The sequence below is a fragment of the Xanthobacter autotrophicus genome, from assembly GCF_005871085.1.
GTDB classification, from domain to species: domain Bacteria; phylum Pseudomonadota; class Alphaproteobacteria; order Rhizobiales; family Xanthobacteraceae; genus Xanthobacter; species Xanthobacter autotrophicus.
This window is the reverse complement of sequence record NZ_VAUP01000004.1, coordinates 187375-198120: the sequence shown is the minus strand read 5'-3', so window position 1 is coordinate 198120 and position 10746 is coordinate 187375. Positions and strand designations below refer to the sequence as shown.

At 65.9% G+C, this 10746-nt stretch carries 8 protein-coding genes and 1 pseudogene; 5 read left to right on the top strand and 4 right to left on the bottom strand.

What is annotated here, in order from left to right; translation table 11 throughout:
- A pseudogene (locus FBQ73_RS02000) lies at positions 1-108 on the top strand (IS5/IS1182 family transposase); the annotation flags it as partial.
- Here the strand turns inward: FBQ73_RS02000 and FBQ73_RS01995 are convergent.
- Positions 80-775 (bottom strand): DMT family transporter, encoded by a 696-nt coding sequence (locus FBQ73_RS01995; RefSeq protein ID WP_170218710.1) that lies wholly within the window; start codon positions 773-775, stop codon positions 80-82. The pseudogene FBQ73_RS02000 and the gene FBQ73_RS01995 overlap by 29 nt on opposite strands.
- A 48-nt stretch (positions 776-823) precedes the next feature.
- Here FBQ73_RS01995 and FBQ73_RS01990 point away from each other — a divergent pair, with 48 nt between their 5' ends.
- The 3 genes from FBQ73_RS01990 (at position 824) to FBQ73_RS01980 (ending at position 4307) form a co-directional block, all read left to right on the top strand.
- Complete coding sequence (locus FBQ73_RS01990) at positions 824-2716, top strand: winged helix-turn-helix domain-containing protein (protein WP_138397841.1); 1893 nt, start codon at positions 824-826, stop codon at positions 2714-2716.
- A 128-nt stretch (positions 2717-2844) separates the two neighbouring features.
- Positions 2845-3144 (top strand): nickel-binding protein, encoded by a 300-nt coding sequence (locus tag FBQ73_RS01985; protein ID WP_138397840.1) that lies wholly within the window; start codon positions 2845-2847, stop codon positions 3142-3144.
- A 494-nt stretch (positions 3145-3638) separates the two neighbouring features.
- Positions 3639-4307 (top strand): response regulator, encoded by a 669-nt coding sequence (locus FBQ73_RS01980; RefSeq protein WP_138397839.1) that lies wholly within the window; start codon positions 3639-3641, stop codon positions 4305-4307.
- 20 nt (positions 4308-4327) lie between these two features.
- On the opposite strand, the gene FBQ73_RS01975 is transcribed toward FBQ73_RS01980, so the two are convergent.
- Entirely contained in the window at positions 4328-6595 is a 2268-nt protein-coding gene (locus FBQ73_RS01975; protein WP_138397838.1) for a hybrid sensor histidine kinase/response regulator, read from the bottom strand.
- A gap of 158 nt (positions 6596-6753) precedes the next feature.
- Between FBQ73_RS01975 and FBQ73_RS01970 the strand changes: the two genes are divergently transcribed.
- Positions 6754-7758, top strand: coding sequence for an ABC transporter substrate-binding protein (locus FBQ73_RS01970; protein ID WP_138397837.1), 1005 nt, complete (start codon positions 6754-6756; stop codon positions 7756-7758).
- Between the two features lie 72 nt (positions 7759-7830).
- Here the strand turns inward: FBQ73_RS01970 and FBQ73_RS01960 are convergent, their stop codons facing one another.
- Together FBQ73_RS01960 and FBQ73_RS01955 are read right to left on the bottom strand one after the other, a co-directional pair.
- Entirely contained in the window at positions 7831-9471 is a 1641-nt protein-coding gene (locus FBQ73_RS01960) for an FAD-dependent monooxygenase (protein ID WP_246089511.1), read from the bottom strand.
- A 12-nt stretch (positions 9472-9483) separates the two neighbouring features.
- Positions 9484-10725 (bottom strand): NAD(P)-binding domain-containing protein, encoded by a 1242-nt coding sequence (locus FBQ73_RS01955; RefSeq protein WP_138397836.1) that lies wholly within the window; start codon positions 10723-10725, stop codon positions 9484-9486.
- Between the last annotated feature and the right edge of the window lie 21 nt (positions 10726-10746).

The window sequence follows — 10746 nt, the reverse complement described above, 5'->3', positions numbered from 1 at the left end:
AGATGGAAGCGCCTCGTTCGCGATTACGAGCAGCGCCTCGACGTCTCCGAGGCCATGATCCATGTGGCCCTCGGCAGCCTCATGCTGCGCCGGATCGTCCATCCCTGAACATTCTCAAACGGACTCTCAGGGGCAGCAGTCCCGAGCGCTTCAGCGCAACGGTGTAGCCAGCCCACATCAGCGCTCCGGTCACGAAGAGGCCCAGGCCATAGCCGCCGCGCCCCGCCTCCCATGTCCCGGCGGTCACGAAAGCCGCCCCCAGGAGGATGCAGCCGATGCCCGCGGCGAGGTGACGGGTGATCCTCGCGCGCAGGAATAGCAGGGACAGGATCAACGTGAACGCCGGCAGAAGTCCGACCGTGATCGCGCCGCCAAGACCAGCCGCCGTCAGCCGGACACCGGTGCCCGCGACGAGCACATAAGGCACACCGGCGCCAGCCACCATGAAGAACAGGAGCCGAGGCGCAACCGCACATATCGCCTGCCGTTCGCGCCAGGCGAGCGGCAGCAGCAAAAGACCGGAAATGCCGAAGCGCAGTGCGGCGAGGTCCGTAACGGGCAGATCATTGACCACGCCAAGGCGCGTCACGGTCCACCAGCCGCTCCAGATTGCCGCTGCGCCGAGCCCCCAGAGATAGCCACTCGCCCCAATTGCGGCATTCCGCCAGTGCTTGGTATTGGGGAACGGAGCGCCCCCCGTCGCCAACGGCTTTTTCGGTATGACGGGGCTGCCATCCAGTGGCGACAACGCACTTTGGTGAAGTTCTGACAACATGGGGGCGCCTTCCATTCGCCTTCCGGCCTCGCTGGCTGGAAATTAGCGATGGATGCCGACGCGGGTCCTTATCAGTGGCTGATCGTTCCCTTATCATTTGTTGTTTTTCGGCCTCTGCAGAGACCAGCCGTGATGCTGCATCGTTTTGGATTCTTTGAGCTGGATGAAGGGGCACGCTCCCTCACCTTGCGGGGAGCCGCCCAGAAAATGCAGCCGCGCGTCTTCGACCTGCTGGTCTACCTCGTCCGGAACGCCGGTCGCGTGGTGCCGAAGAACGAGTTGATGGATGCCCTGTGGCCGAACCTGACCGTCACGGAAGCCTCGCTGCAGCGTGCTGTCAGCCTTGCTCGCGCAGCGCTCGCTGCGGGCGGGCTCGAACATGCGATCCGTAGCTACGTCAGACACGGCTATCGTTTCGCAATTGATGAGCCGAGTCTTGGCGCCGCCGTCCCGAGCTTCGACGCGAGCGACTCCAATCGCGCCCGGGCGCTGGAACTTGCCCGGGTGAAGGACTGGCACGGGGCCGCAATGGTCTTCGAAAGGCTGGACGCGGAGGGGCAACTCTGTGCAGCCGATATCGAAGTCTGGGCACTGGCCGTGGAATGCCAGGGCCGCCCTGCCGCGGCGATCCCGGTCCTGACCCGCGCCCTCGCTGCACATGTCGCAGAGGGAAAGCCCAATCTGGCCGCAAGAGTGGCCGTGACAATCGCCAAGCTTGAATTCGAGCGCTCGGCGCCGGCCGCAGCCTCAGGGTGGATGGCACGAGCCGAAGCCCTTCTGGGTAATACCGACGATCCGCGGACAAGCGCCTATTTGCTATGGATGAAGGCGCGGCAGGCTATCTTCGCGGGGAATGCGGCGGAGGCGCTCGATCTGGCACTCCAGTCCCATCGCGCCGCTGTTGACTGCGGCGATTCGGGGCTGATCGCCCTCACGCTGGTCTATATGGGCTTCTACAACATTTCGCTTGGCCACATCGAGAAAGGCGTGAGTCAACAGAACCATGCCGCGGCCATCGCCCTGTCGAGCAACGTGGATCCGGTTCTTGGAAGCCTTGTCTACTGCAACATCCTGTGGAGCTGCCGCACCTATCCCGACTGGTCGCGCGCCCGGCAATGGAGCGAAGGTTTCGACAGCTGGTGCGCTGCGAGCTACGCTGTTGTTCCAGGGACCTGCGACCTGCACCGCGCCGAGATCCTCGGGGCACAGCGCGATCTCAACAGCGCGCTTGTGGCCATTGACCAGGCCCTGCCGAAGTTATCCGAAGAGGAATCCTGGTCCATCGGCGATGGATATCGGGTCCGCGGTGACGTCCACGCGATGATTGGCGATCTGGACGAAGCGCGCAAGGACTATGCTGCGGCTTATGCTGCAGGTTGGGACGCAGAGCCGGGAAGCGCGGTACTGCTTGCCGAAACGGGCAAAGTGGACATGGCGTTGGCAGCCCTGGATGGCGTACTTGACGGCACAAGCTGGTACCACGTTCAACGGCGCGGGATTCTTTTGGCGCATAAGGCGCGCATTGCCGCCATGGGTGGCCATCGCGATATCGCCGCCAAGGCCTTGGACGAACTGACCGCACAATCCGCGCGCTGGACGCAGCCGGCGGTGCATGCCTTGATGAATGAGGCGCGCCATCTGCTCGCGAGCGAGGCCGAGGCGATGCCGTTCCTGATGCTTGCGCGGCAGCTCTGGACCAGCTCTGGGATTGAGTACCATGCGGCCCGCGTCCGGCTGGAACTGGCTCGTCTTTTGGCCAAGGCTGGAAATACCGCCGCCGCGCAGATCGAGATCGCCGCAGCAGAACGCATCGCCACCCGCATAGGCTCGCAGCGGCTTCGGAAGTTGGCGGCGGATCTGCAGCCGAAACTGATTTCCAGACCGCAGCGGCCCACATTGACCGCATCGGGAAAGCAAACCGCCGCCGGTGCACGTGAATAGTCATCGAAAGATCAGTCGCTGGTAAGGACGGTCAACGCTCCCCTCCCCTAGTTTCCACCTCGCCACGCATGGTGCGGGGCCACAGTGTTCGGCTCGGGAATGCCCGGCCGTTCAGAGGGAACTATGCAATGCAACTTTATGTCATCCGCCGGCCGAGCGCCTGGGCGTCGCTCGCCGAACTGGAAGTGGCCGGCGCCAAGTCAGCCAGGATCGGCAACGAGGAGATGCCCGACCGCGTTCGCTGGATCCGCAGTTATGTGGTGAACGAGCCGGACGGCCGCATCGGCACCTTCTGCATCTATGAAGCCAAGGATGGTGACGCCATCCGCGAGCATGCCCGCCGCGTCGGTATGCCGGGAGAGGAATTCTACCCGGTCGCGACCACAGTTGTCGTACGGCCGGACCCGGTCGAAGCCGAGATGGTCTGAAACACACGCACCGCGCGGCCGCTTCAGCCACCCTTGAGCCGAACCGACCGAAGGACGTCGCAGAGGGGATCCGGCACGTCCGGGGCTCCCATTTTGGACGAATGGTCCTCCCGGACGCGCGGTCCTCCACCGGAATCCCGTTTCAAATGCATCTGGTGGGCTCCGCCAAGCGCCCCCGATTGCGGGCCATCGGCGGCCGTCGGCGTTCGCAGATAAATTCAGTTCACGGGAATTGGCGCGACCGCCCCTCGCTAATTCAGGGTCCTGGCTCTGACGCCGGAACCGGTCTTACGATTGGACGTGCGGAGCCACGCGCGGTGCATTCCACGGATGTAGCTCCGCAGACGGTCAACGGGCCGCAGAACCATCCGACCGCGGTGCGCTTGCAGGGAAGCTGCGTCGCACCCTTGGCGCCTCTCCGATTGGGTGGCGATTCCTGTCGGTAGCTGATACGCGTCACGGAGCCGGGCCGGCCGCAATGAGGGAGCTGCGGTGTGAAGATCCTGCTGGTCGACGACCATGTCCTCATCCGCGATGCGATGCGCAGTGTTCTGCGCGAGATCGATGGCTCGGCGTCGGTCTACGAGGCGCAGAGCGGTCGCGAGGCCGACGACCTGATCGCCCGGAACGAGGATATCGCCCTTGTTCTTCTCGACCTGAGGCTGCCAGACCGCGATGGACTGGAGATGTTGTCGGACTTGCGCAAGAGCCATCCGGCGATCGCCGTCGTGATGCTTTCGGCTTTTTGCGATCGGGACAATGTGCTCAAGTCGCTCGCGATCGGTGCGCAGGGGTTCATCGCGAAGACCGCGACGCGCGACGTGCTGCTTGGCGCGTTGCGGCTGGTGCTGGCGGGCGGCGTCTATATCCCCCCTGAAATCCTCGACCGGGTCCCGGAGCCCGCTCCGCAGCCCGATACCAAGCCGGATCGGCCTGGGCCGACGCCTGCCGAGCTGGGATTGACGGAGCGCCAGCTCGACGTTTTGGCACTGATGATGGAGGGAAAGAGCAACAAGCTCATTTGCCGGCATCTCGATCTCGCGGAGCCCACGGTGAAGAACCACGTTTCCGCGATCCTGAAGGCGCTCGACGTCAACAACAGGACCGAGGCGGTGCTCGCCGTGACCAGGCTCGGCTGGTCCCTTCCGTTACTCAACAAATAAGGCCCGCGGCGCCCACCTGCTCAGGCGGCATCGGAGCGATGCAGCGTGGCCATCATCATGGCCCGGAGCACCATGGGGCTCACCGGCTTGTGCAGCAATGCGTGACCGTGCGGCCCGATCTTGCCGGTCTGCCCCACGGAAATGTCGCCGCTGATCAGGAAGGCGGGCACGGCCGCTCCAAATTTTCGGCGCAGGTCGTCGATCGCCGCAACCCCCGTGTCTCCACTCGCGAGATGCAGATCCGAGATGATCAAGTCGGGCACCATCCCATTGAGGAGCAGGCTCGCACTGGCGCTCGAGTCGGCTGCCACGACGCGGCAGCCCCAACTCGTCAAAAGGCCCTGCGTGCCTTCGCGCACCAGCGGGTCGTCATCGATCACCACCACCAGCCTGCCGCGCAGCAGATCGGCCTGCGGGAGCGCCGGCTCGCCCCGGACAACGCGCGCGCCAGCCGGAGCCATGGGCAGCGAGATGGAAAAGCGGGACCCCCGGCCACGGATCGAAGTCAGCCCGAGGGGGTGATCGAGCAGGGTACACAGCCGCTCGACAATGGCGAGGCCCAGCCCGAGCCCTTCGCCCACGTCGTGGCCGTCGTGCTGGATCCGGTAGAACTCCCCGAAGATGGCACGCTGCTGGTCTTCGGCGATCCCCGCGCCGGTGTCGCAGACGTCGATGCGCAGCGCTCCTCCAGCGTGCCGGCAGCCGACCACCACCCCGCCAACGGAGGTGTAGCGCACGGCGTTCGAGACGAGATTGAGGAGAATGCGGCCAAGCAGGATGGAATCGCTCTCCACCCAGGCCGAGCTCTTCACCACGCGGAAGTGCAGTCCCTTCTCGCGCGCGGTCGCCGAGAAGGTGGCCTCGGTCCGCGAAAGGACGTCCTCGACAGGAAAGGCGGCGATGCGCGGCGTGAGGGCACCGGCATCCAGCCGCGAGATATCGAGCAACTCGTTGAAGAGGCGGTTCATGCTGTCGACGCAGGAGGCGATGTTTCGCGTCAGCCGCTCCCTCTCGGCGCGGTCAGGCGTGCTGCTCAGCTGGGCGACCAGCAGGTTCAGCGCATGCAGCGGCTGGCGAAGATCGTGACTGGCGACCGCGAGGAAGCGGGACTTCGCCATGTTGGCCTCCTGGAGCTTTCGGGTCCGCTCGTCGACCTTGCGCTCGAGGCCCTCGTAGGAGCCCTGAAGCCGGCTTGCCATGGAATTGAACTGGTGGGCCAGGGCGCCCAGTTCGTCACGCGTCTTGATCTCGATGCGATGGTCGAGGGCACCGACGCCGATCTGCTGGGCGCCGGCGGCAAGCGACCGGATGGGGACGACCATGTGCCGGGCGAGCAACAGGGCGGCCGCGAAGGCCAGCGCTAGTCCGGCCACCGTCAGCGCCAGCGATCGCGCCAGGGCGGCATAGAGCGGAGCGCTCGCCTCTTGCTCGGGCAGCTCGATGAAAACCAGCCAGTCGAGCGGCTTCACCACGGCGAAGGTGGTCAGGACGGGCCTGCCGTCGAGGTCCAGCGCCGGCTGCGAAGAGTGTCCCTGTGCGGTACCGGCGCTACGCGCCGCGGCCACCTGCGGAAGGTGCGACAGGTCCATGTTGCGCAGGACGTGGCTGATATCGGGGTGTGCGATCAGATGGCCCTGGGCACCGACCACGAAGGCCTTGCCGGCGTCTCCCACACGGATCTGGCTCACCACGTCCCAGATATGCTTGAGGTTCACCTCGGCCACGCTTACGCCGGCGTCGCGGCGGGCGCCCCCGACGGCGAGCGTCATGTAAGGCTCGGTCTGGCGCCGGAAATAGACCGGCCCGTAGTAGACGCCGTCCGCCAGCGCGACCTTGAACATCTCCTCCGAGGAATAATCCGCGTTGCTGCCGGGGTTGTCCTCGGCTTGGCGGGACAAGTGGAGCCGCTCCCGCCCCTGCGGGTCGAGAAGCCTGAGCTCGGTGATGGCCGGCACCTGCCGCAGCAGGCGCCGGCCATCGAGCTCGCGCTGGTCCATGGGTGTGGTCGTCCAGGAGAGGTGTGTGGTCCACCCCATCTGGTCCTCAATTTCGCGCACGAACTGCGAAATTTTCTCCGCCGCCGCGGCCGCCTGCTCCATCTGCAGCCGGTAGAGGTTCACCCGGTTCTCGTCATACATGAACCAGATGTTGACGAGGCCGTTGCCGACGAGGGCGATGCCCAGGACGGCGGCGAACATGGCGGCGTATTTCCAGAACAGCCCGCCCTGCGCAAGCGGGCGCACGATCGAGGAGGTGCCCTCGGATTTCGTGGTTGGTCCGCTGCTCATCGCGCTTGCGCTCCTTAGAGCCTCACGGTGGGATGGCCCGCTTCTGGCGGCGGCCGGTACCCATGAGCTTCGCGGGCCGATCTCTCAGGAGTATATATGAAGGGTCCGTACCGCGGATTGTGCTGGCGTAGAACCTCAAGCCCCGGGGAGAGCACAGTATGATGCGCATCTGGGATCGACGCCAACTTGGAATCGCGCTGGGTTGTGCCGTGCTGTGGCCGGCCGGCCATGTTCTGGCGCAAACAATCGAGAAGAAGCCGCGTCGGATCGGCCTGATGATGGCCGTCTCGGCGGGGGACACCGAGGGCAATGCCCGGGTCGAGGCGTTTCGCAAGGGATTGGGGGAAGCGGGAGGGGATGCCGCTGCCGACATTGAAGTGGACGTCGTCTGGTACAAGGGCAACTTCGAGGTAGCGCAGACGGAAACCAAGACACTGCTCCAGCGGGGGGTCGATGTCATCGTCGTCAATGGGACGCCGGGGATGGACGCCATCCGGGCGAGCGGGACGCAGCTGCCGATCATCTTCGTCGTGGTGAGCAACCCCGTCGGCGTGGGCTACGTCCCGAATCTGTCCCGGCCGGGGGGCAACATCACCGGCTTTTCCACCTTCGAGCCCGAAATGGCGGGAAAGTGGCTGCAGATCCTGCGGCAGCTCGCGCCGGGTATGAAGAATGTCAACATGCTGCTCGACCCCAAATTCAAGGGGTTCAATTCGCTTCTGGAGGCCGTGGAGGAGATTGCGCCGCGCCACGGAATCGTCGCGCACGCGGCGCGCGCCAGCAGCCTCGCGGAGATCGAGGCCGCGTTGGCGGAGATCGCCCGGCAGGATATGCCGGGCCTGATCGTGAGCCCCAGTCCCATTAACACCGTCAACAGACGGGCGTTGATCGAAGGCGCGAACGCGGCGCGCATTCCAGCGATCTATCCCTTCCGGTTCTACGTCCGGGACGGCGCCTTGGCCGCCTACGGCTTCAATGCCGCTGACCAGTTCCGGCGGGCCGCGGGCTATGCGATCCGCATTCTGCGCGGCGAAAAGCCGGGCGACCTGCCAGTCCAGTCTCCGAGCCTGTTCGAGTTCGGCATCAACCTGAACACCGCCCGTCAGATCGGGATTACGGTTCCGCAAGCGCTTCTCGTCTCCGCAGATGAGATCATCGAATAGGCGCGGCCGTCTGCCGGCCGTACCTTATTCAGGGGTGCGGTGGCCGTCACGCCTCGCCCACCTTGGGTGGCCTCACGCTGCCTTGCCCTCAACAAGGAGCGGCATGGTGTAGGTCGTGGCCGTGCCGACGACGCACGGCTCGCCCAGGGCATTGCGCACGATGGTCTCGATCCGGCAGATCGGCTTGTCTTCGCGCACTTGTTCGACCTTGACCGAGGCGCGGATGGTCTCTCCGACCCGCACGGCCTTGACGAACTTCCAGGCGGTCTCGAGGAAGACGGTGCCGGGGCCCGGCAGATCCTCGGCGACCACCGCATTCAGGAGTCCCGTCGTGACGCCCCCCTGCACGATCAGGGCACCGAACGGCGACTTTTCGGCCAGCTCGGCATCGTAGTGGACCGGGTTCCGGTCCCCGGTCATCTCGGTGAACATCTCGACGTCGCGCATCGAGGTTTGCCGCACCCGTTCGGCGGTGGCGCCGATTTCGGGCCGACCGGCGATGGTGAGGCTCCACGGGGAGTCATGAGTGTCCATTTCGTTCTCCACAGGGGTTGGGCGCAGGTTTGCTGGGGCCGCCGGTTGCGCCAGCCGGGCAGTCTCGACTTTCATGGCGGAGCTGAGCTGGGTGTGGAGCGCCTTGACCGTGTCCAGCGTCCAGTCAAACGACGCCACCGCGTCCGTCACCTCGAACAACGGCAGCGAAAGGACGTCGCGCTCCCGGTGATATGCCGACATGGCATGTTCCCCGCCGGCCAGCACCGCGCGTGCCAGCAACTCTGCGTCGCGCAGGGCGTCGGTCATGCCGTGCGCGGTGAGCGGGTCCTTGAAGTAGCCGGCGTCGCCGACGAGTGCCCAGCCAGGCCCATGGGGCTGGCGGAGGAAGCCCTTCGCCCCGGAGAAGCCACGCAACGCGCCAACAATGCGGGCGTCCTTGACGGCGCGCTTGAGATCGCGATCGCATTGCCCGAGGACGTTGGCGAAGCCCCGCGCCACATCCCCGCGGAATGTCGACGCGAACTGGTCCTGCGGCACGCCGACAAACACGCAATGCTGCTTCTCGTTGGTCGGAATGGTGCCGGCAGCCGCGCCGCGCTCGAAATACCAGTGGAGGCCGTCGTCGGGCAGGCCCTCAAGGTATCCGTAGGCACAGGCCGAAGCGCTGCGGCTTTCCAGATAGGTCTCGGCGGCAACCAGCTTGGCGACCAGGGACTGGCGCCCGTCCGCGCCGACAACGAGGTCGGCCCGGATGCCGAGCGGGCGATCCTCGCCGGTGTTCAACCAGACACCGACGACACGCCCGCTCGAATCGAACTGCAGGCCCGGCACCACCACGCCATGCCGGACGTCCGCTCCCGCCGCCTCGGCGGCATCCACCAGGATCGTGTCCAGCACCGTGCGGCGCGGCGCATAAAGGTGCTCCACCCCGCATTCCGGCTTGATGGCAACGCGCACGCATTCCGCGCCATAGTGGAACGTCGTGCTGGCGATCTTCGGCGTGCCCTGCGCCACGATCTTCGGCAGGAGGCCCCATTGCTGGAGCTGGAACACACCGGCGCGCATCAGCGCGTGCGTCGACATGGTATCGGAGCCACGAGCCTGTCGGTCGACGACCAGCACCTTTGCTCCGGCTCTGGCGAGGAGGAAGGCTGTCGCTGCGCCGGCGCAGCGCGCGCCAACAACCACGACGTCATAGTGAGAAGATAACGGGGTCATGGCACAACGCTCCTAGGCAGCAGCTCTGACAAGGAAGGAGAGCATGTGGTCGGCAAGGTCGCGGGCATCGGCCGCGGCCCCATCGATGAACGACGACTTGCGCCGGCGCATGAACGGCAGACCCATGACGTACATGCCCCGCGAGGCCACGATGCCGCCGGAGTGGCGCATGCGGCCCTTGCGGTCGAGCACGGGCACGTCCAGCCAGGAGTAATCGGGCCGGAAGCCGGTCGCCCAGATGATCGTCTCGATGCGGCCGTGGCGGAGATCGAGGCCGAGGCGAGGGGTCCGATCGAGCCGTGTCGGCTCGAAGCGGTGGGGAGGGCCGAAGCCGTGATCGTGCCCGCTCGCAGCGACCCACGCGTCGATGCTGTCGAGGAGGCGGTTCATTTTCAGGTCCGCCAGCGCGCAATGGTTGGCAAGCGCGCCGGAGAATTTCGCCTCGCCTCCGTCGAGAGCAACGAGCCTGCCGACGATCTCCACGCCCGCATCCCGCAGGGTGTTGAGATCAACCGTCTCCCGCTCCGGCGTGCCGATCAGCTGCGCCGAAGGCAGGCGCCGGGCGCGCTCGAGATCGGGGATCTCGTCGTGGCGGACGTCCATGAGGCCCATGGCGTCCATCCACCAGTTGATGTCACGTCTCCGGTAGAGGCGTGGCAGCCGGACATGCTCGCCGACGCACAGCAGCACGTCGCGTCCCGACGCGCGGATCTCCCTGGCAAGCTGCACGCCGGTCGCCGAGGCCCCGACGATCATCACGCCGCCGGGACGCAACTGCTGGGGGTTGCGGTAGGCGAACGGATTCAGGCTCGCGATGCCCGCCGGCAACCCGCTGGACAAAGCGGGCACAACGGGCACCGCGCAGGCGCCGCTCGCGACAACCACGGACCGGCACGTCCAGCTGCCGCGGTCCGTATCCACTATGTAACCGTCGGAGGTGGCGTTCACCCGGAGCACCGTCGTGTCGGTCTCGACCGGCGCGCCGACGCGATCCGAATAGGCCTGCAGATGGCCGGCCAGCTCCGGCATGGTCATGTAGCCGTCGGGGTCCGACCCGGCATAGGCATGGCCCGGCAGACGGCTCTGCCAGTTCGGCGTGAGGAGGCGGAGCGAGTCCCACCGCTGCGTCCGCCACGAGTTGGCGACCTTGCCCCGATCGAGCACGACATGATCGATGCCGCGATCGAGAAGTTGCTTGCTCATGGCGAGACCGCAGTGGCCGGCGCCGATGACGACGGTCGCAATGTGTTTCACGATACTCGCTCCCAGGCTCCA

Excerpts from the sequence above, each read along its gene's own strand:
- FBQ73_RS01960 (WP_246089511.1), bottom strand. The coding sequence starts at position 9,471 with ATGACCCCGTTATCTTCTCACTATGACGTCGTGGTTGTTGGCGCGCGC.
- FBQ73_RS01985 (WP_138397840.1), top strand. The coding sequence starts at position 2,845 with ATGCAACTTTATGTCATCCGCCGGCCGAGCGCCTGGGCGTCGCTCGCC.
- FBQ73_RS01975 (WP_138397838.1), bottom strand. The coding sequence starts at position 6,595 with ATGAGCAGCGGACCAACCACGAAATCCGAGGGCACCTCCTCGATCGTG.
- FBQ73_RS01995 (WP_170218710.1), bottom strand. The coding sequence starts at position 775 with ATGTTGTCAGAACTTCACCAAAGTGCGTTGTCGCCACTGGATGGCAGC.
- FBQ73_RS01990 (WP_138397841.1), top strand. The coding sequence starts at position 824 with ATGGATGCCGACGCGGGTCCTTATCAGTGGCTGATCGTTCCCTTATCA.
- FBQ73_RS01970 (WP_138397837.1), top strand. The coding sequence starts at position 6,754 with ATGATGCGCATCTGGGATCGACGCCAACTTGGAATCGCGCTGGGTTGT.